General features: G+C 71.3%; 17 protein-coding genes. 12 read left to right on the top strand and 5 right to left on the bottom strand.

All coding sequences use genetic code 11. The features are described from left to right. Window positions 1-58: 58 nt before the first annotated feature. Both ATK36_RS07465 and ATK36_RS07460 read right to left on the bottom strand, forming a co-directional pair. Window positions 59-343, bottom strand: a complete 285-nt coding sequence (locus ATK36_RS07465) for an Lrp/AsnC family transcriptional regulator (protein ID WP_098510598.1) — start codon at window positions 341-343, stop codon at window positions 59-61. An 81-nt stretch (window positions 344-424) separates the two neighbouring features. Further along, window positions 425-2,143, bottom strand: a complete 1,719-nt coding sequence (locus ATK36_RS07460) for a DEDD exonuclease domain-containing protein (protein WP_098510597.1) — start codon at window positions 2,141-2,143, stop codon at window positions 425-427. A gap of 593 nt (window positions 2,144-2,736) precedes the next feature. Here ATK36_RS07460 and ATK36_RS07455 point away from each other — a divergent pair. The 3 genes from ATK36_RS07455 (at window position 2,737) to ATK36_RS07440 (ending at window position 7,266) form a co-directional block, all read left to right on the top strand. Then, the gene (locus ATK36_RS07455; RefSeq protein ID WP_098510596.1) at window positions 2,737-4,110 is read left to right on the top strand and encodes an NYN domain-containing protein; all 1,374 of its coding nucleotides are present in this window, start codon (window positions 2,737-2,739) and stop codon (window positions 4,108-4,110) included. An 845-nt stretch (window positions 4,111-4,955) separates the two neighbouring features. Continuing rightward, window positions 4,956-6,020 (top strand): C40 family peptidase, encoded by a 1,065-nt coding sequence (locus ATK36_RS07445; protein ID WP_098510595.1) that lies wholly within the window; start codon window positions 4,956-4,958, stop codon window positions 6,018-6,020. An 88-nt stretch (window positions 6,021-6,108) separates the two neighbouring features. After that, window positions 6,109-7,266 carry a glycosyltransferase family 4 protein gene (locus ATK36_RS07440; RefSeq protein ID WP_211291831.1) on the top strand — a complete coding sequence of 386 codons (1,158 nt, stop codon included), beginning with the start codon at window positions 6,109-6,111 and terminating at the stop codon, window positions 7,264-7,266. Here ATK36_RS07440 and ATK36_RS07435 read toward each other — a convergent pair whose 3' ends face one another. After that, on the bottom strand, window positions 7,267-7,896 hold the full coding sequence (locus tag ATK36_RS07435) for a nucleoside/nucleotide kinase family protein (RefSeq protein ID WP_098510594.1): 630 nt from the start codon (window positions 7,894-7,896) through the stop codon (window positions 7,267-7,269). A gap of 52 nt (window positions 7,897-7,948) precedes the next feature. Between ATK36_RS07435 and ATK36_RS07430 the strand changes: the two genes are divergently transcribed. From ATK36_RS07430 to ATK36_RS07390, 9 genes are all read left to right on the top strand, one after another. After that, a complete protein-coding gene (locus ATK36_RS07430; protein ID WP_098510593.1) occupies window positions 7,949-8,338 on the top strand; it encodes an activator of Hsp90 ATPase 1 family protein in 390 nt (129 codons plus the stop codon). A gap of 21 nt (window positions 8,339-8,359) precedes the next feature. After that, window positions 8,360-9,586: a cytochrome P450 family protein gene (locus ATK36_RS07425; RefSeq protein WP_098510592.1), complete on the top strand. Its 1,227-nt coding sequence runs from the start codon at window positions 8,360-8,362 to the stop codon at window positions 9,584-9,586. 400 nt (window positions 9,587-9,986) lie between these two features. Continuing rightward, window positions 9,987-11,267 carry an adenosylmethionine--8-amino-7-oxononanoate transaminase gene (locus tag ATK36_RS07420; RefSeq protein ID WP_098510591.1) on the top strand — a complete coding sequence of 427 codons (1,281 nt, stop codon included), beginning with the start codon at window positions 9,987-9,989 and terminating at the stop codon, window positions 11,265-11,267. 217 nt (window positions 11,268-11,484) lie between these two features. Further along, window positions 11,485-13,737: a bifunctional SulP family inorganic anion transporter/carbonic anhydrase gene (locus tag ATK36_RS07415; protein ID WP_098510590.1), complete on the top strand. Its 2,253-nt coding sequence runs from the start codon at window positions 11,485-11,487 to the stop codon at window positions 13,735-13,737. Window positions 13,738-13,900: 163 nt separating this feature from the next. After that, window positions 13,901-16,087 carry a SulP family inorganic anion transporter gene (locus tag ATK36_RS07410; protein ID WP_098514708.1) on the top strand — a complete coding sequence of 729 codons (2,187 nt, stop codon included), beginning with the start codon at window positions 13,901-13,903 and terminating at the stop codon, window positions 16,085-16,087. A 50-nt stretch (window positions 16,088-16,137) separates the two neighbouring features. Continuing rightward, the gene (gene bioD / locus ATK36_RS07405) at window positions 16,138-16,866 is read left to right on the top strand and encodes a dethiobiotin synthase (RefSeq protein ID WP_098510589.1); all 729 of its coding nucleotides are present in this window, start codon (window positions 16,138-16,140) and stop codon (window positions 16,864-16,866) included. 73 nt (window positions 16,867-16,939) lie between these two features. Further along, entirely contained in the window at window positions 16,940-17,956 is a 1,017-nt protein-coding gene (gene bioB, locus ATK36_RS07400; RefSeq protein ID WP_245914491.1) for a biotin synthase BioB, read from the top strand. Beyond that, a complete protein-coding gene (bsaP, locus tag ATK36_RS33360) occupies window positions 17,943-18,140 on the top strand; it encodes a biotin synthase auxiliary protein BsaP (RefSeq protein ID WP_098510587.1) in 198 nt (65 codons plus the stop codon). Before bioB ends, bsaP begins: the two co-directional genes overlap by 14 nt. Before the next feature lie 57 nt (window positions 18,141-18,197). Then, complete coding sequence (locus ATK36_RS07390) at window positions 18,198-18,797, top strand: DUF2567 domain-containing protein (RefSeq protein ID WP_098510586.1); 600 nt, start codon at window positions 18,198-18,200, stop codon at window positions 18,795-18,797. A gap of 210 nt (window positions 18,798-19,007) precedes the next feature. Here the strand turns inward: ATK36_RS07390 and ATK36_RS07385 are convergent, their stop codons facing one another. Beyond that, window positions 19,008-19,724 (bottom strand): LON peptidase substrate-binding domain-containing protein, encoded by a 717-nt coding sequence (locus ATK36_RS07385; protein ID WP_098510585.1) that lies wholly within the window; start codon window positions 19,722-19,724, stop codon window positions 19,008-19,010. A gap of 50 nt (window positions 19,725-19,774) precedes the next feature. Beyond that, entirely contained in the window at window positions 19,775-20,416 is a 642-nt protein-coding gene (locus ATK36_RS07380) for an NUDIX hydrolase (RefSeq protein WP_281259110.1), read from the bottom strand. Window positions 20,417-20,479: the final 63 nt, after the last annotated feature.

The raw sequence follows: 20,479 nt of genomic DNA, 5'->3' as shown, positions 1-20,479 counted from the left end.
TGTGCAGAAGGCTCCTTCCCCCGCCGGGGAAGGAGCCTTCTCGCGTATCGGGGCCGGTTCAGGAGCCTTCGACGCCGATTTCGAACGCCGAGTCGGTGTCCGCCCGGGAGTAGGACCGGAACGCGATGTGCGTGACGGTGTCGAGTACTCCGGGGACCTTGCCGATCCGGCCCGGGATGAGGTCGGCGAGATCCTCGTGCGCCGGCACCCGGACGGTGGCGATCAGGTCGACGTCCCCGGCGCAGGAGTAGACCTCCCCGACGCCGTCGAGGTCCGCGATCGCCTGGGCGGCCTCCGGAATCCCCTCGGCCTCTACGTTGATCAGCACGATCGCCGTGACCACAGCGTTCCTCCACTTCCTGGCGGTAACCGGATGTGCGCGATCGTAGCCGGGATCACTCCGGGTCTCCCGGTTCCGGTCGGTTCAGCCCGCCAGGTTTTCGAGGCTGCGTGCGTCGGCGACGCGGTCCAGCCAGCCGCGCCAGCCGGCGATTGCGGTGGGCTCCGACCAGGGGCGGGTGGTGCGCACGAGCCGCGTGCCGGGACGGGCGAGCCACCGCAGCAGGATGCCCACCTCTTCACCGGAGGCGCCGTGCAGCGGGCCTTCGTCCGGTAGCACCGTTTCGCCGGCCGCGACCAGTGCTTCGACCACGGGCATCGGGGGTACGCCGCGCCGGGCGACGCCTGCCGACGCCAGACGTCCGTGGCGGATGACGGTGAGTTCCCAGCCGCCATTGCCGTCCGGGGCGGCGGCGATCAGTTCGGCGATCGAGGCGAGTGCGGCTTGCCGCTGTGCTCGGCCGACAGCGCGTACGAGGCCGGCCAGCTCGTCTCGGTGCCGCGCGGCCTGTTCGTAGTGCTGTGCTTCGGACAGTCGCACCAGCCGGTCTGCGGCCAGGTGTAGTGGGCGACCGTCCTGCCCCGCGATAAGGCCTCTGGTCGCGTCGACGGAAGGGGTGTACTCGAGAACGCTCTGCTGTCCCGCGCACGGCGCCCCGCACCGCCCCAGCTCCGCTAGGACGCATGGGGTGCCGGACGCCCCTGTGGCGGAGATTCGTTGCGTACAGGTGCGAAGCCCCGTCGCGCCGGCGAGGGTGTCTGCTGCAGTGCGCGCGTCTGCTTGGCTGCGAAAGGGGCCGAGTGTGCCCGCGCGCGGTAGCCGTACGACGGAGAGGCGGGGGAATGCTTCGTCGGTCAGCCCTACCCACCACGCGTGGTGCGGGTTCTTCGAACGCCGGTTGTACGCCGGTCTGTGCGCGGCGATGAGCCGCAGCTCGCGGATTTCGGCTTCGAGGGAGTGCGCGCACTCGATGGCGTCCACGCGTTCGGCCAGCGCCACCATTTCGCGGATACGCCCACGGCTTTCGGAGCCGGTGAAGTACGAGCGCACGCGCCGTCTCAGGTCTCGCGCGGTGCCGACGTACAGCACTTCTTTGCTCGGTCCCTTGAACAGGTATACGCCCGGTCGCGCGGGAAGATCGGCCGCCAGATGCCGCTTACGACGCTGCGCGGGCGTGACTTCAGGCAGATAGTCGACCAGCTCTTCGACGGTGTGTACGCCGACGTTGCCGACACGCTCCAGCAACGCGTGCAGTACGTCCACCGTGGCGCGGGCGTCGTCGAGCGCGCGGTGCGTCGGCTGCGTACGCGCGCCGAGCAGCATCGCCAGCGACGACAGGCGGTAGCTGCGGGCCTCTTCCTTCGGGATCACTCGGCGCGACAGCTTCACCGTGCAGATCACCGTGGCTCGGGGCCACGCGTAGCCGTGTCCTTCGCAGGCGGCCTTCATGAACCCGGTGTCGAAGCCGGAATTGTGCGCTACCAGCACGGTCCCCGCGATGAACTCCAGGAACGCCGGCAGCACGCGCTCGATCCGCGGCGCGTCGTAGACCATCGCCTGGGTGATCCCGGTCAGCTCCACGATCTGCGGCGGGATCGGCGCCCCGGGGTTCACCAGGGTGGCGAACTCGGCGAGGACCTGCCCGCCGCGCACCTTGACCGCGCCGATCTCGGTGATCCCGTCCGGGCCAGGTCTGGTCCCGGTGGTCTCCAGGTCGAACACGACGAACGTGGTGTCCCGCAACGGGGTGCCGAGCTCGTCGAACGCCAGCTGGGCCGGCGGGCGTTCCGCGCGCTTCTCCATGATCGCGCACAGTAGGGCGGCCCACCGACAATCCTGGGTGGACCGGCTCGGCGGGATCGGTCCCGAACCACGCTGCGTGCGAGCAGCCGTGACCCAAAGTGAATGTTCTGTTGCAAAACCTGGGGCAACGGGGTGTCGGCAAGGTTGGTCGAGGCCCTGTGATCAGCAGAGTGAGCCGTGGCTGCCGCGTCATCCATCGACGGCGCCTGCCATCTCGATCGATTGCGCCCGGCAGCGGGCGAAGCGGTGTTCGAGATGCGCGACCACCTCGTGGTGTGTGCCGGACCTGTCTCGGGTCTGTGAAGGGCCCCTTCACAGACCTTCACGGACCTCCGCCGTCTGCGCAGGGTCCCTCACGCCGACTTTGCCGGAACCCTGACCTGGGGGAATGTCAGGCCAGCCCCGAACCGCCGTGCAGGAGGCGGGCGACCCCTGCGACCTGACGGCGGCGGCCAGGTCGCCGGTCAGTGGCGTTCGCGCGGCGCACGAGTGTCTCCTTCGCGAAAGTGTCCGTCGTGTCGTCGCTGCCGGCTGAACCGGCTCGGCGTGTCCCGCGCGACGCGGGATCCGGCCCCGGGGCCTACCCTGTTGCAATGCACCCGCAGCCCGTGCACCCAGAGGAACCCGAGGAGGCCGAAGGCCCCTCGGAGGTTCCCGCGCGGGCATCGGCGGACGCCCCGGAGCCGGCGTCGTGGGCGAGCCTGCCGGAGGCGGTGCGCGAGCGGATCGCCGAGCTGGCTGCTGCGGCCGTGGCGAAGCTCCCTGTGTCCGATGTACCGCGACAGCTACGGCCGGTCGCGAAGTTTGCCCCGGCGAAGCGCGCGAAGCTCGGTGGCACGGCGCTGTTGTCCGCGTTGGGTGACTCGTCTCAGTTCCGTACTGCGGTACTGGAGTGGCTGCGTGAGCACCGTACGGACGCGTTGGACCCGAACGCGGGCGATTCCGTGGCCGCCGCGGCTGCTGCCGTGCTGCTTGGTGAATCGAGCGCTGCCGGGCGGGTCCGGCTCGTCGCGAAGAACGCCGAAGAGACGGCGTTGCGTGCGGAGCGGGATGCCGTGCTGGCCCGCAATCAACGGCTTGAGGCCGAAGTCGCCGAGCTGCGGGCCGAGCTTGCGCAAGCGCGCGAAGCGGTCGACAGCGCGCGCGGAGAGCGCGAAGACGAAGTCGACAAGCTGCTTCGGCGGCTTCGCGAGCAAGGCATGCGGCTTCGCGAAGCGAAGGACGCGGCGGAAGCTGCGCGTGCGGAGCTGCGGAGCGGCGGAGCGGAGCAGCAGCGTGAGCTGCGTGTGCTCACGGAGCAGCTGGAGCGTGAGCGTCGGCGCGTAGCGGCTGAGCGGACGCGCGCGGAGCGTGCGGTCGCGGATGCGGAGATGGCGCGTCAGTCGGCGCGCGAAGCTCGCGAAGCCGACGAAGTGCGGTTGGCGTTGCTTGTGGACACCATCGATGGCGCTGTACACGGCCTACGCCGGGAGCTGGCGCTGGGCGACCGCGGTGCACGTCCCGCGGACATGATCAGCGGCGTGCGGTCCGGTCTCGGTCCCGGCGGGCGGATCGCGGATGTGGTCGCGCTCGACCGGCATCTCGCGTTGCCGAACGTGCACCTGATCGTCGACGGCTACAACGTCACCAAGACCGGGTATCCCGAGCTAGCGCTGGCGGATCAGCGAGACCGGCTGGTGCATCAGCTGTCCGCGCTGGCCGCGCGTACGTCCGCGGAGGTGACCGTGGTGTTCGACGGTGCGGGAGTGCTGTCGGTCCCGGCATCGGTGCCGCGCGGGGTACGCGTGCTGTTCTCCGAACGCGGCGTACTGGCGGACGACGTGATCCGCGCGCTGGTGTCGGCCGAGCCGAAGGGCCGGCCGATGGTCGTCGCCACGTCGGACCGCGCGGTCGCCGACTCCGTCCGCGCCGCCGGTGCGTATCCGGCTCCGTCGGCGGTGCTGGTCAGCCGATTGGGGCGGGTCTGACGGGTACGCGCCGAAGCCGGCCGAAACTGTCGGTGGCGGGTCCTACCGTGCGAACCGGAGGCGATCCGGAACCCGATCCGGACGCCCGGAGACGGAGGAGCCACCGTGGCCGAGCCCAGCGCATCGCCGGACACCCGGCGGACCGGTATTCCGCCAGCAGCAGCCGTTTCACGGGCAGGTGCTTCGTGCCCGGGAGGGCCGGGGCGGTCGCCGGATCCGGGCGGGACGCTCATCGTCGACTGTGACCGGTGTGCGGTGCGTGGGGCGGCGTGCCGCGACTGTGCGGTCAGCGTGCTGTTCGGGCCTCCCACGCGGGCCGATGCGGCCTTCGAGGTGCCGCCTGCCGTCGGCGCTTCGGCCCGCTCTGGGGCGGTGCCTCGGCTGCGGCTGGTGCCCGCGTCCGGCCGTAATCCGATGTGACCCGGGTGGGTGACGGCTGCTCGGCGAACGGCGGGGTAAGTGCGATAAACGGTCTGTAACGGGAGCAATCCCGAGCGAGGCCAACGGGTATGACGGGCATCACAATCGTCTCCCCTGCTGGTCCGATGGTGTTTCCGCGAACTACGGAGAGTTTTTCCGGGGGCCCCGGTGGACGCGCCCCCGGGTCTTTTCGTAACCTGGCCGAGATCTCGTGGCAGGTAGCCGTCGGCAGGACGGCGACACGGGATCGCCGCCGGAACGGCTTTGTCGGGGAGCCTTTACCGGAACCATCTCGCACGTGGCAGGGCCGGTGCAGTGCGCCGCGGCCGGAACACGGGCGGACGCGCTCGGCCGGGGATCCCCCGCCTCGGCCGTGTCATGGCTCCGGAGACGGCGGCCGACAAGCAAAGGAGACCCGCGCGACCGTGCAGTCGCATCCAGTCAAGCGCGTGGTGTCAGGTGCCCTCGCGGCCGCGTCCGTGATCGCAGTCGTCACCGTGGCGCAGCCGTCGGCGGCCTCCGCCGCCCCCATCCCCGCCCTCCAGACCCCCCCGGCTTCCGGTGGTTCGGACGCCCTCGCCAAGTACCGTGACCTCTCGGCCCAGGCCGAGAAGGCGAACGAGGACTTGCTGAAGGCGCAGGACGACCTTGCCGCGAAACAGCAGGACCTCGACAAGGCCGACGGGGACGTGACCACCGCGCACTCCTCGGCCGCCACCGCCGCCGCGGACGAGGCCAAGTTCAAGGTGGACGTCGACAAGTTCGCCGGTGCCTCGTTCCTGTCCGGCGTGCAGATGAACAAGCTCTCGGCGCTGCTGGCCGGTTCGTCCACTCAGGACTTTCTCGACCGCTCGGCCGCGCTCGACCAGATCGCGGCCGAGAAGGACGCCGCGCTGCATCGGCTGGCCGGTGCGGTCAAACAGGCCAAGGACGCGGAGAACCTGGCCGCGGACGCGGCGAAGCGGGCGACCGCCGCCCGGGACGCCGCCAAGAAGCTGACCGACGACATCACCGCCAAGAAGAAGACCCTGCAGGATCAGCTCGACCAGCTGAAGAACACCAAGCCGGCGCTCAGCGCGGCCGACAAGACGCTGCAGGGCGACCAGGGCGGTGAGGCCCCGGCGAACATCAAGGCGCCGAGCGCTGCCGCGCAGGTCGCCCTCCAAGCCGCGCTCAGCAAGCTGGGCAGCCCGTACGTCTGGGGTGCCACGGGACCGAGCCAGTTCGACTGCTCGGGCCTGATGCAGTGGGCGTACAAGCAGGCCGGTATCACGCTGCCGCGGTCCAGCAGCGCGCAGTCGACCTTCGGCACCCCGATCCCGAAGGACCAGCTGCAGCCGGGCGACCTGGTGTTCTACTACACGCCCGTCTCGCACGTCGGCATGGTCGTCAGCGACGGCAAGATGGTGCACGCGCCGACCAGCGGCGACGTGGTGAAGATCTCGCCGTTGCAGAGCCAGTACGTGGGTGCCCGCCGGGTCACCTCCTGAGCCGGGTTCAGGCACGCCACCGACGGGGCGGTACCGCGCATGCGGTGCCGCCCCGTCGTCGTCCGCGGCGGACAGTAGCCTTCCGGGTGTGCTGAGGACCCTGCTCGTGACCAACGATTTCCCGCCGCGTCCCGGGGGGATCCAGAACTACCTCAACTCACTGGCCACGCGGCTGCCCGCGGACGAACTCGTGGTCTACGCCCCGTCCTGGGAACGCAGCAGCGGTTCGCACACCGAATTCGACGCGGCGGCGCCGTTCGAGGTGGTGCGGCACCCGACGTCGCTGATGCTGCCGACGCCGGACGTGCTGCGCCGGGCGAAACAGATCATGCGCGCCCGCGAGTGCGAGGCCGTGTGGTTCGGTGCCGCGGCGCCGCTCGCGCTGCTGGCGCAGCCGTTGCGGCAGGAGGGCGCCCGGCGGGCGGTCGCATCGACGCACGGGCACGAGGTCGGCTGGTCGATGCTGCCCGGTTCGCGCCGGGCGCTGCGGCGTATCGGCGACACCGTGGACGTGGTCACCTACGTGAGCAAGTACACCCGCCGCCGGTTCGCCGCGGCGTTCGGCCCGCTGGCCGGGCTGGAGATGCTGCCGAGCGGGGTGGACACCACGCTGTTCGCACCGGATCCGGGTGCCCGCGAGGAGATCCGCGCCCGGCACGGCCTTGGCGACCGGCCGACCGTGGTGTGCGTTTCCCGGTTGGTGCCGCGCAAGGGCCAGGACATGCTGGTGCACGCGCTGCCCGCGATTCGCGCTCAGGTCCCGGACGCGGCTCTCCTGCTGGTCGGCGGCGGTCCGTACCGCAAGCAACTGGCCCAGCTGGCCGAGGCTTGCGGTGTGTCCCGCGACGTGGTGCTCACCGGTTCGGTGCCGTGGGAGGAGCTGCCCGCGCACTACAACGCCGGTGACGTGTTCGCGATGCCGGCTCGCACCCGTGGCAAGGGGCTGGACGTGGAGGGGCTCGGCATCGTCTACCTGGAGGCGTCCGCGACCGGGCTGCCGGTGGTCGCCGGTACCTCGGGTGGCGCCCCCGAAGCGGTGCTGGACGAGGTGACCGGCCACGTGGTCAACGGCCGCGACGTCGCGCAGCTGGCCGACACCCTGGCCGCGTTGCTGACCGACCGCGTCCGCGCCCGCAGGATGGGCGAGTCCGGTCGCGCCTGGGTGTCCGAGCACTGGCGCTGGGACACGATGGCGGCCCGGCTTTCCCGTCTCCTGGACGGAGATCCGGTCGCCGCGGTGCGCTGATCAGGGCTCGTACACGGCGGGGTGGCGGGGGTCCTCCACCCGGACCACGACGTCGGCGAGTGCGCTCGGATCCACCTCGGCTTCGTACCGTTCGTAGGCGGGCAGCGCCCATGCCTGGTCCTCCGGGGTACGCCGGCGCAGTGCGGCGGGGGAGAGCCACAGGTGCACCACGAAGTCGAAAGCGAGGCCCGCGCCTTGCAGGAATTCGCCGTCCAGCAGGACGACGCCGCCGTCCGGAACCGGGACACGGGGCAGCCTGGTGGCGCGGTCGCGATCGGAATCCCACAGCGCTGGAAGGATTTCGCCGGTGCCCTTTTCGCGCAGTGGATCCAGCACTTCCCGGCGCAGGCCGCCCAGATCGAGCCAGTCGGTGTAGCGCGCGTCGGGGCTTTGCTTGCCGTGCTCGAATCGCAACGACGCTGGGCGCAGGAAGTCCCGTGCGGACACCCGCAGCGCTTCGCGGCCGCGTACCCGCAGCGGGGCGGCCAGCGCGTCCGCAAGATCGCCGGTAGCGCTCGCCGGGTCGGCGCCGTCGACGGCCACCGCGATCCGGCGGTTGTGAGCGAGCGCGGCGATACGGTCGGTCAGCTCGGCCGTCAGCACCTCGGGGGAAATCGGGCGATAGCGCACACTTGATGATCCCTCACCGGGTTCCGACGGCGCTCGGTGCCATCATGGCGCCATGGTCGGCGAAGTGGGCAAGACGGCGCATAATGGCTGGGAGACAGGGGTTTCCCGGACGCTGCCGTATTCCGGGAACCGGTTGTGGGAGTTCCTGACCGGCCGGGAAGGGCCGCCGATCTGGCTCGGTCCCGGCGCCGCGCTCGCCGCCGGATACGAGACGGCCAACGGCACCACCGGCCGGATCCGCAGCTTCCACGAGGGCAGCCGGGTACGGCTGACCTGGTGGGACCACGACTCCACGCTGCAGCTGACCGTGGTCGCCCAGGGCGAGCGGGCGACGGTCAAGATTCACCAGGATCGGCTCGCGGATGTGGCGGAGCGGACCGCGCCGCGGGCATATTGGACGGACGTGATCGATCGCGTCGAGGCCGCATCGGCCGAGCGCTGAAGCTGTGTCTGTGGAGGCCTGGTGAGTGTCGAAGTGCCCGAAGATCTACCCACGCTGGACGAGCTGCTGCTGCAGAATGCGCACGGCCGGCTGGCCGAGCTGCGTGGCCCGGCCTGCCCTTTCGGCAACCCGTGGGGGCACGTGTCCTACCTGGTGACCGGATACGAGGACGCGCGGACGCTGCTCGCCGATCCCCGGCTGAGCAAGGACCAGCAGCGCATCGACGAGCTGCTCGCCACCAAGCTCGGCTTGGCCGAAACGGCCGCGGGAGCGGCCAGCGAGCTCACCCGGAACATGCTGACCAGCGATCCGCCGAACCACACGCGGTTGCGCAAGCTGGTGAACAAGGCGTTCACCCCGCGCACGGTCGCCCGGCTGCGACCGCGGATCGAAGAGCTCACCCGCGAGCTGCTGGACGAGATGGCCGGCCAGGAGCAGGTCAATCTGATGACCGTGTTCGCGTTGCCGTTGCCGATCGCGGTGATCTGCGAGCTGCTTGGCGTGGACCCGCGGGACCAGGGCGATTTCGTCGGCTGGTCGAACACCCTGCTGTCCGGGGCCATCGATGTCGACGCGATGAACGCCGCCGCCGGGCAGATTTACGAGTTGCTCACGAAACTGGTGGAGGAGAAGCGCGCCGAGCCCGGTGCGGATCTGTTGTCCGAGCTGATCCAGGTCAGCGAGGAGGGTGACCGGCTCGCCGCGGAGGAGCTGGTCGGTATGGCGTTCCTGTTGCTCAGTGCGGGTTACGAGACGACGGTGAATCTGATTGGCAATGCGACGCTCGCGCTGTTGCGTGCCCCGGAGCAGGCGGCGAAGTTGCGGGCCGATCCGTCGTTGATGCCCGTTGCGGTGGAGGAGTTCCTGCGGTACGACGGCCCGATCAACTTGGCCACGACCCGTTTCACCACCGAGGACGTGGAGGTCGGTGGCGCGACGATCGCGGCGGGTGAGTTCGTCGAAATCTCGTTGCTGGCGGCCAACCGCGACGCGGACAAGTTCCCGGACCCCGATGAGCTGGACGTCACTCGTGCGGCCGGTGGGCATCTCGCGTTCGGGCATGGCATTCATTACTGCGCTGGCGCTCCGCTGGCGCGGATGGAGGCGGAGATCGCGCTCGGCGGTTTGCTGAGCCGGTTCCCGGACTTGGCGCTGGCGGTGCCGGAGGAAGAGCTGCGCTACCGGGCGAGCCCGCTGGTGCACGGTCTGGAGTCGCTGCCGGTGCGGCTGGGCACGGCGCGTTCGTAGCCGCGCGGCCGAGTAGCACCGTCCACACCGGACGGGTAACAGGGTGTCGGCAAGGTTGGTCGAGGCCCTGTGATCAGCAGAGTGAGCCGTGGCTGCCGCGTCATCCATCGACGGCGCCTGCCATCTCGATCGATTGCGCCCGGCAGCGGGCGAAGCGGTGTTCGAGATGCGCGACCACCTCGTGGTGTGTGCCGGACCTGTCTCGGGTCTGTGAAGGGGTCCTTCACGGACTCAGAGTCTGTGAAGGGCCCCTTCACAGACCTTCACGGACCTCCGCGGTCGGCGCATGGCCCCTCACACCGACTTTGCCGACACCCTGGGACGGGGTGGGAGCAGTCCGGCCTGTCAAGGAGCAGACCGTCACATCCGGATGCGGCCGTCCCCGGCTAGGGTCGGCCGGGTGCACCCCGCCGGCCTGCTGGCCCTCGACGCCGCCCACCTGTGGCATCCCTACGCGCCGATGCCGGGCCGGGTGCCGCCCCTGCTGGTCACCGAGGCGAGCGGGGTGCGGTTGCACCTGGCCGACGGCCGGGAGCTGGTCGACGGGATGTCGTCCTGGTGGGCGGCGGTGCACGGGTACCGGCACCCGGTGCTCGACGCGGCCCTGGCGGAGCAGGCCGGCCGGATGAGCCACGTCATGTTCGGCGGGCTCACCCACGAACCGGCGATCACGCTCGCGAAGACCCTCGTGGACCTCACCCCGGACGGGCTGGAGCATGTGTTCCTGTGCGACTCCGGTTCGGTCTCGGTCGAGGTCGCGGTGAAGATGTGCCTGCAGTACCAGCGTTCCCGCGGGCTGCCGGGCAAACGCAGGCTGCTCACCTGGCGCGGTGGCTACCACGGCGACACCTTCACCCCGATGAGCGTCTGCGATCCGGACGGCGGGATGCACTCGCTGTGGCGCGGGGTGCTGCCCGAGCAGGTGTTCGTGCCGGCGCCGCCGTCCGGGTTCGCCGCGCCGCCTGATCAATCCTATGTGGACGAGCTGGCGGCGGCGCTCGGACAGCACGCGGACGAGCTGGCCGCGGTGATCGTGGAGCCGGTGGTGCAGGGTGCCGGCGGGATGCGCTTTCACCATCCCGGATACCTGCGCGCGCTGCGGGAGCTGACGCGTGAGCACGATGTGCTGCTGATCTTCGACGAGATCGCCACCGGCTTCGGCCGTACCGGCAGGCTGTTCGCCGCCGAGCACGCCGGGGTGACGCCGGACGTGCTGTGCCTCGGCAAGGCGCTGACCGGCGGGTACCTCACCATGGCCGCCACGCTGTGCACCCCGCGGATCGCCGACGGCATCGCACGGGGCGAGCTTCCGGTGCTCGCGCACGGTCCGACGTTCATGGGCAACCCGCTGGCCGCCGCGGTCGCGAACGCCTCGCTCGGGATGCTGGCCGGCGGCGGCTGGCAGGCCGACGTCGCGCGGATTGAAGCCGGCCTGCGGACGGGGCTGGCCGCGGCCCGCGACCTGCCGCGCGTCCGGGACGTGCGGGTCCTCGGCGCGATCGGGGTGCTGGAGCTGGACCACGAGGTGGGCCTGGGGGTGGCGACCGAGGTGGCCACCGCGGCGGGGGCGTGGCTGCGGCCGTTCCGGAATCTCGTCTACGCGATGCCGCCGTACGTCACCGGCGACGCCGACCTGGCCGTGATCACCGCCGCGATGGGTGAAGTCGCGCGGAAAGCGTGAATTCACCTGAAAAGTGCAATCGGCCGAAACTGGACGCGGAGCGTGACTGTTCGTGGTCGAAAACTGATTGTCATCACCGATAAGGGTGGATTTTGGTTCAAATACTTCAGGTGGTTGGTGAGTTTCATCCTGAATGTCCTAGTTCCTCCCTGCACGAGCTAACCCGAATGATGTTCATGTAGCGGACTTTTCGGAGGGTTTCGGCGATCCTGCGACCATGATCGAGATCGTTCGCGGAGAGCACGACACCGGGCCTCCGCCCCGCCGTCCCGGCCTGCGCCGGGTGTTGCCCGTCCTCGTCCGGCACGACCTGCCCGCTTCGGTGGTCGTCTTCCTGGTCGCCATTCCCCTCTCGCTCGGCATCGCGCTCGCCGTCGGCGCCCCGCTGCTGGCCGGCCTGATCTCCGCCGTCGCCGGCGGTGTGGTCGCGAGCCTGCTCGGCGGCTCACCGCTGCAGGTCAGCGGCCCTTCCGCGGCCCTGACCGTGGTGCTCGCGGACACCATCTCCACCTACGGCTGGCCCGTCACCTGCGCGGTGACCGTCGGCGCCGGCCTGTTGCAGATCCTCTTCGGCCTGAGCCGGATCGCGCGCGGCGCGCTGGCCATCTCCCCCGCGATCGTGCACGGCCTGCTCGCCGGGATCGGCGTCACCATCGTGCTCGGCCAGCTGCACGTCGTGCTCGGCGGCCGGGCCCAGGGCTCCGCGCTCGCCGACCTCGCCGAGTTGCCGAGCCAGCTCGTCGGCCATCACGACAAGGCCGTGCTGATCGGTGTGCTGACCATCGCGGTCCTGCTGATCTGGCCCCGGCTGCCCGGCCCGGTGCGGAAGGTGCCCGCCCCGCTCGCCGCAGTCACGATCGCCACCGTCGTCGCCGCCACCACCGGGATGACGCTGCCGCGGATCGAACTGCCGGAAGCCCTGCCCTCGCTCGGCCTGGTCCCCCGGCTGCCGGGTGGCGACTGGGGCGGGCCGGTGCTGGCCGCGGTGAGCGTCGCCCTGATCGCGAGCCTGGAGAGCCTGCTCTCCGCGGTGTCGGTGGACAAGCGGCGCGGCGGGAAGCGCAGCGACCTGGACCGGGAGCTGATCGGGCAAGGCGCGGGCAATGTGGTGTCCGGCGCGCTCGGCGGCCTGCCGGTGACCGGCGTGATCGTGCGCAGCATGGCGAACTTCGAGGCGGGTGCGCGGACCAGGGCCGCGGCCGCCCTTCATTCCTGCTGGATTCTGCTGTTCTGCTTGCTGCTGACCGGAATCCTGCGGTACATCCCGCTCGCCGCGCTCGCCGCGCTGCTGGTGTTCGTCGGCGCGAAGCTGGTGAATCTGCCCGCGCTGAAGGAAGTGCGCCGCCACGGCGACCTCGCGGTGTACGCGGTCACCCTGCTCGGCGCGGTCGCCGTGAACCTGCTGACCGGGGTCGCGCTCGGCGTGCTGCTGGCGCTGGGGATGCTGGTGCGCCGGATGGTGCACTCCGGTGTGCACGTCGAATCGGACGGTGCCCGGGTGCGTGTGGTCATCGAGGGTGCGCTGACCTTCCTTTCCGTGCCCCGCCTGACGAAGGTGCTGACCCAGGTTCCGGAGCGGGCCGAGGTCACGCTGGAACTGATCGTGGACTACCTCGACCACGCGGCCTTCGACTGCCTGCGTGGCTGGCAGGAGGCACACGTGCGGGCCGGGGGCGAGGTGCGCGTGGACGAGATCGGGCACCCTTGGTATCAGCGCGGCAACGACGGTGAGCCCACCGTGCGGCGCGGGCTCGCCTCGCGGGTCGTGCCGCGGTGGCTGGCGCCATGGTCGCAGTGGCAGGCCGAGCACCTGCCCGAGCAGCGGTCCGGGAGTTCCCTGCTCGGCCGCGGGACCTCGGAGTTCCAGCGCCGGGGTGCGCCACTGCTGCGGGACACGCTCAGCGGCCTGGCGAACGGCCAGGAGCCGCACACGCTGTTCATCACCTGCGGGGACTCGCGCATCGTGCCGAACCTGATCACCACTTCGGGGCCGGGGGACCTGTTCACCATCCGCAACATCGGCAACCTCGTGCCGCCCGGCGCGGCCGAGAGCGACGCGTCGGTGGGCGCGGCGATCGAGTACGCGGTGGGTGTGCTGGAAGTGCCGGAGATCGTGGTGTGCGGGCATTCCTCGTGCGGCGCGATGAAGGCGCTGCTCGGCACCGCGCCGGACGGGCTGGCCCGGCTGGGCAGCTGGCTGGAGCACGGCGCGCCCACGCTGCGCCGCCGGACGCTGGACCGTCCGCCGACTCTGGACGGGCACCGCCCGCCGGCCGAGGCGGACCAGCTGGCCCTGCACAACGTCGTCCAGCAGCTGGAGCACCTGCGGGAACACGCGGTGGTGGCCGACGCGCTCGCCCGCGGCACGCTGACCTTGAGCGGGATGTACTTCGACGTCGGAGCCGCCCAGGTTTTCCTGCTGGACGCGGAAACGGCCGATTTCGTGCCGGCCGGCGTGCCTGCTTCGTGAGGGAAGGACCCGGCTCCCGAGCGGAGCCGGGTCCGCCGCCCGCTGGTGCGACATCCCATGACTTGATCAACTGCGCAACCTGAAAGTGGGAGATCCGACAGAAATTCACCAGTTTGGACGAGGCATAGCGGACATTTTGCGCGTAAGCCGGTTTCATGTGATCATGAGACGTCTTGCCGTGCTTCGCCACGACCTGCCCGCCTCGCTCGTGGTCTTCCTGGTTGCCGTGCCGCTGTCGCTCGGCATCGCCCTCGCCTCCGGTGCGCCGATCGTCGCCGGGCTCATCGCCGCGGTCGTCGGCGGTGTGGTCGCCGGTGCGCTGGGCGGGTCACCGCTGCAGGTCAGCGGGCCTGCCGCCGGGTTGACCGTGCTGATGGCGGAAACCATCACCACATTCGGCTGGCAGGTCACCTGCCTGATCACCGTGCTGGCCGGCGCGCTGCAGGTGCTGCTCGGGCTGAGCCGGGTGGCCCGCGCCGCCCTCGCCATCTCCCCGGCCATCGTGCACGGGATGCTCGCCGGGATCGGCGTGACCATCGTGCTCGGCCAGCTGCACGTGATCCTCGGCGGGAAGGCGCAGAGTTCGGCGCTGGACAACCTCGCCGAGCTGCCGCGCCAGCTCGTCGAGCACCACGGCGCGGCCACGCTGATCGGCGTGCTCGCCCTCGCCATCCTGCTGATCTGGCCGAAGCTGCCCGCGGTGGTCCGGAAAGTGCCCGGGCCGCTCGCCGCGATCACCGTCGCCACCGGCGTCTCCGTGCTGGCGGGCCTGACCCTGCCGCGCGTCGAGCTGCCGGGTGACCTGCTGCAGATCCGGTTCGCCCCCGAGCTGCCGAGCGGCGGCTGGGCGGATCTCGCGGTCGCGGTCGTCACCATCGCGCTGATCGCCAGCGTGGAGAGCCTGCTGTCCGCGGTCGCGGTGGACAAGCTGCACAACGGCCCGCGGGGGAACCTCAACCGGGAGCTGATCGGCCAGGGCGCCGCGAACATGGCCTCCGGCGCGCTCGGCGGCCTGCCGGTGACCGGGGTCATCGTGCGCAGTTCCACCAACGTCGCGGCGGGTGCGAAGACCCGCGCCTCGGCCGTGCTGCACGGAGTGTGGGTGCTGGTGTTCGTGGTCGCGCTCGCCGGGCTGCTCAAGAGCATCCCGCTCGCCGCGCTCGCCGGGCTGCTGGTGCACGTCGGCGTGAAACTGGTCAACCCCGGCCACCTGAAGCAGGTGCTGCGCCACGGTGATCTGCCGCTCTACCTGGTGACCGTCGCCGGGGTGGTGGGCTTCGACCTGCTCACCGGGGTGGTCGCCGGGGTCGTGCTGGCGGTCCTGCTGATGCTGCGCCGCACCGTGTGGTCCGGGATCCACATCGAGCAGCGTGGCGACGAGTGCCGGGTGGTCGTGGAAGGCGTGCTCACCTTCCTGTCCGTGCCGCGGCTGTCGAAAGTACTCGCCACCGTCCCGGCCGGGTCGAAGGTCACGCTGGAGCTGGTGGTCGACTACCTGGACCATGCCGCTTTTGAAAGCATCACCACCTGGCAGCAGGCCCACGAGCGGGCCGGCGGCACGGTGACGATCGACGAGATCGGGCACCCGTGGTTCGGCAAGGGCACCGAGGGCCGTCCGACGGTGCGGCGGACCGCGGCCAACCGGACCATGCCGCGCTGGCTCGCCCCGTGGTCGGCCTGGCAGGCCGCCGACCTGCCGCTGCCGGAGCAGCGCACGCACCGCGGCGCGACCGAGTTCCAGCGCCGGGCCGCTCCGCTGCTCAAGGAGACCCTCGGCAAGCTGGCGCACGCGCAGCAGCCGCACACGCTGTTCATCACCTGCGGGGATTCGCGGATCGTGCCGAACCTGATCACCACTTCGGGGCCGGGCGACCTGTTCACGATCCGCAACATCGGCAATCTCGTGCCGGCCGAGCAGGCCGATCCGTCCATGAACGCGGCGGTCGAGTTCGCCGTGGGCGTGCTCGGGGTGCGGGAGATCGTGGTCTGCGGGCATTCCTCGTGCGGGGCGATGGGCGCGCTCGCCGACGGTGCCCCGCCCGGCACCGCGCTGGCCGAGTGGATGACGCACGCCCAGCCGAGCAAGAAGCGGTCCGGCCCGGTGACCCTCGACGGCGACCGGCCTTCGCGTGAACCGGATCGGCTGGCCCTGCACAACGTGCTGCAGCAGCTCGACCACCTGCGGCAGTACCCGCTCGTCGCGGATGCCGAGGAGCGCGGGAAGCTGGTGCTGAGCGGGCTGTACTTCGACGTGGGTGAAGCGCAGGTGTACCTGGCCGATCCGGCACGTGGCGCGTTCGTGTCCGCGGAGACCCCGGCGATGACCGCGCCCACCCCCTCCCGGGGGTGATGCCGGACGGGCGTGGTGCCCGGCCGGGCGGGTGACTAAGTTGGTGGCCCGTGACCACGCTCGTGATGACCGGAACCGGGACCGAGGTCGGCAAGACGATCGCCACCGCGGCGATCGCGTCGCTGGCGCTCGGGCAGGGGCAGCGCGTCGCGGTGCTCAAACCGGCGCAGACCGGGGTGGCTCCCGGCGAGGCCGGTGACCTGGACGAGGTCGTGCGGCTCGCGGGCAAGCGCATCACCACCCGCGAGCTGCGCCGGTACCCGGATCCGCTGTCCCCCGAGGCCGCGGCGCGGCGCAGCGGGCTGCCCACGCTCGGCCCGGGGGAGATCGCCGCGGCGGCGGGCGAACTCGACTCCGGGCACGACCTGACCCTCGTGGAGGGAGCTGGTGGCCTGCTGGTCCGGTTCGACCCGCAGGGCAGCACGCTGGCCGACGTCGCCTGGTCGCTGGGTGCCCCGGTGGTCATCGTCGCCACCGCGGGGCTCGGCACGCTCAACGCGACCGCGCTCACCGCGGAGGTGGCTACCCGCCGCGGGCTGAACGTGGTCGGCGTGGTGATCGGCGCGTGGCCCGCCGAACCGGATCTCGCCGCCCGGGAGAACCTGACCGACCTGCCGATCGCGGCCGGGGCGCCGCTGCTCGGCGTGCTGCCCGCCGGGCTCTCCCGCAGTACCCCCGAAGCGTTCGCCGCGCAGGCCCGGCTGGGGCTTTCGCCGTGGTTCGGCGGGCAGTTCGACCCGGAGACCTTCCCGTCCCGAGTGCCGCGCAGGACGACGTGAGCAGCCTCGCATCCGGGTCGCGACCGGGTCGGGCACCATGGCATCCGTCCGCCCATCACCCCGAGGAGACGCTGTGACCGCAGTCCCGGAGACCACCGACGTGCTCGCCGCCGCCCGCGAACAGGTCCTCGGCCGTGGCGAAGGGCTGACCGAAGCGCAGGTGCTCGCCGTGCTGCGGCTGCCCGGCGAGCGGCTGTCCGAGGCCCTGCAGCTCGCGCACGAGGTGCGCCTGCGCTGGTGCGGCCCGGAGGTGGAGATCGAGGGCATCATCAGCCTGAAGACCGGCGGCTGCCCGGAGGACTGCCACTTCTGCTCGCAGTCCGGCCGCTTCCCGACCCCCGTGCGGTCGGCCTGGCTGGACATCCCGGGCCTGGTCAAGGCCGCGCGCCAGACCAAGGAGACCGGCGCGACCGAGTTCTGCATCGTGGCCGCGGTGCGCGGGCCGGACGCCCGGCTGCTGGGCCAGGTCCGCGAGGGCGTCAAGGCGATCCGCGAGGACGGCAACGACATCCAGATCGCCTGCTCGCTCGGCATGCTCACCCAGGCGCAGGTGGACGAGCTGGTCGAGATGGGCGTGCACCGCTACAACCACAACCTGGAGACGGCGCGTTCGCACTTCCCGGAGGTGGTCACCACGCACTCCTGGGAGGAGCGCTGGGACACCCTGCGGATGGTCGGCGAAGCGGGCATGGAGGTCTGCTGCGGCGGCATCATCGGCATGGGGGAGACCGTCGAGCAGCGTGCCGAGTTCGCCGTGCAGCTCGCCGAGCTGAACCCGCACGAGGTGCCGATGAACTTCCTCATCCCGCAGCCGGGCACGCCGTACGAGCACTACGAGATCGTCGAGGGCCGCGACGCGCTGCGGACCGTCGCGGCGTTCCGGCTGGCCATGCCGCGCACCATGCTGCGGTTCGCCGGCGGGCGGGAGCTGACCCTCGGTGACCTCGGCGCCGAGCAGGGCATGCTGGGCGGGATCAACGCGATCATCGTGGGCAACTACCTGACCAACCTCGGCCGTCCCGCGTCCGCGGATCTGGAGATGCTCGCCGAGCTGAAGATGCCGGTGAAGGCGCTCAGTGACAGCCTCTGACTACTGCGTCCACTGTGGACAGCCGGCGGGCGGGCCGGGGCACGGGCCGTGCGCGAGCCCGCGCACGGCACTGGAGCCGCCGCGGTTCTGCGGGCACTGCGCGCGGCGCATGGTGGTCCAGGTGTCGCCGTTCGGCTGGGTGGCGCGGTGCAGCAGGCACGGGGAGACCGCGAGCCGCGCATGACCCCCGGCTGGGCGACCGGTTACGCTCGGTCCGCACATGAGCAGGAGGGAGTCCGGGGTGGTCGAGTCCGCGGGCAAGGCAGCACATCGGTCGTCCGCTGTGGCCGAGGCGTGGTCGGTACCCCTGCTGTTCCCTCCGCAGCGTCCGCGGGTGGTGGTGAAGGCCGACCTGCTGCCCGCGGTGAGCGTGCTCTCGACCGCGGCGCTGCTGGGCATCCCGCTCGGCTGGCTGTGGGCGCAGCTGGCCCCGGCGCAGCGGGTCCGCGTGGTGACGCCGGACGGCGGGCTGGTGCCGCTGGAACTGGAGAGCTGGCACCGGTTCGACGATCTGGCGGTCTTCGGCTTCCTCGCGATGGGTGCCGGTCTGCTGATCGGACTGGTCACCTGGTTCCTGCGGGAACGCCGTGGCCCGGTGGTGTGCCTGGCCGCGGCGGGCGGGGCGCTCCTGGCCGGCTGGCTGGGCACGCAGATGGGGCCCGCCTTCGCGAACTCGAAGTACTCGGTGGACAGCGCCCCCGCGCTCGGCTCGGTGCTCTCGCAGGCACCCCGGCTGGAGTCCGGCTGGGTGATCCTGGCCGCACCCTTGCTGACCTGCCTGGTGTATGCGTTGATGACCGCTTGGAACGGCCGTGCGGATCTGGGGCGGCGGCTCGGCTGAATCCGGCTGGGTGCCCGGTGCCCGGTGCCCCGCGGCCCGGCGGTCCCGGCTCGGCTGCCCGGCGCCTGGTTCGGGGAGGCTGTGAAGGGGCCCTTCACAGCCTCAGAGTCCGTGAAGGGCCCCTTCACGGACTTCATCTCGGTGGTCGCGGTGGGGCGGCACGCGGCCGCGGTGGCCGTGGTGGTGGCGGTGGCCGCGGCGGCCGGGGAGTCAGTTCAGCTCGGCCGGTTTCGTGAACGCGGCCAGCTGGGTCGGTGGCAGGGGCACCGCGCCGAGGGTCTCCAGGAAACCGGCCTCGCGGGTGAGCAGGCGGCAGACGATGCGCAGCCGCCGCAGCGGGTGGGGCTCTTCGAGGAGGTGCTGGCGGTCCTCCAGGGGGAGCAGGCAGTCCGCGGCCAGCTGGTAGGCGAGGTCGCCCAGTTCGGCGTCGACCTCGGGGGAGTGCCAGTCCTCGTCGTGCCAGGCGGCCTCGCAGTACCGCTCGTGCGCGGTCCGGGCCACTTCGGCCAGGCGGTGGCCGGTCGGCTCGGCGGAGGTGGGCACGAGCGAGTCGGGCAGCCACTCCACGGTGCCGAGCAGGTACGGCGCCGAGGTGTGGTCCAGCTCGCGCAGCCGGAACCGCCGGGCGGCTCGGGTGATGACGTCGTAGCGGCCGTCCGGGAGGCGTTTCGCTTCGCACAGCACGGTGCTGCACCCCACGTCGTGTACATGGTCCAGACCACGTACCTCGCGCACCAGTGGGGCGCGCAGCGCGACTACGCCGAATTCCCGGTCCGGCACGGCGCCGCTCATCAGGTCCGCGGTCAGCTGCCGGTATCGCGGCTCGAAGATGTGCAATGGCAGGTGGACGCCCGGGAGCAGCACGGTCTGCAACGGGAACAACGGCAGTATCGCCGTCGCCTCGGGTGCTCTCTCCGGTTCGGTCACGCGTCCACGGTACGGGCAGCCGGGCGGGTGCGCAGTCCGTGCTTCGCGGCTCACCGGCGTGGCGGAGGCTTCAGCACCGCGAACGGATCGGTCACCTGCATCCCCTTGCCCGCGAAGGAGAACAGCGCTGCCGGACGTCCTCCTGCCCGGCCGGGGGCGGCGGTGTCGCCGGTGGGCACGAGCAGCCCGCGCCGCTGCAGCACGCGCTGCAGGTTGGTGGCGGCGACCTTGTAGCCCAGCGCCGCGGAGTACAGGCCGCGCAGCGCGGAGATGGTGAACTCCTCGGGCGCCAGCGCGAAACCGAGGTTGGTGTAGCTGAGCTTCGAACGCAGCCGGTCGCGGGCGCGCAGCACGATCGCCTCGTGGTCGAACGCGGTGCGCGGCAGCTCGGTCACGTCGTGCCACTCGGTGTCCTCGGGGACCGCCGGGTCGACGTCGGACGGGACCAGCCCGAGGAACGCGGTGGCCACCACCCGTGGTCCGGGCACCCGGTCCGGGGCGCTGAACACGGCGAGCTGCTCCACGTGCCTGAGCTGCCGGACGTCCACCTTCTCGGCGAGCTGGCGCCGGATCGAGGTCTCCACGTCCTCGTCCGGGCGCAGCCGCCCGCCCGGCAGCGACCAGCGGCCGAGGTGCGGGTCGAGCGCGCGGCGCCACAGCAGTACCCGCAGTGTGTCCGAACGCACCTGCAGGACGGCTGCCAGAACCTCGTGGGCCAGGGGGGCCAGGGTGTTAAGATGACTTCGCACAGTTTT

It is taken from the genome of Amycolatopsis sulphurea (assembly GCF_002564045.1).
Lineage (GTDB): Bacteria > Actinomycetota > Actinomycetes > Mycobacteriales > Pseudonocardiaceae > Amycolatopsis > Amycolatopsis sulphurea.
Note: the sequence above shows the minus strand (reverse complement) of the source record. Positions and strands in the feature narration are given on the sequence as shown.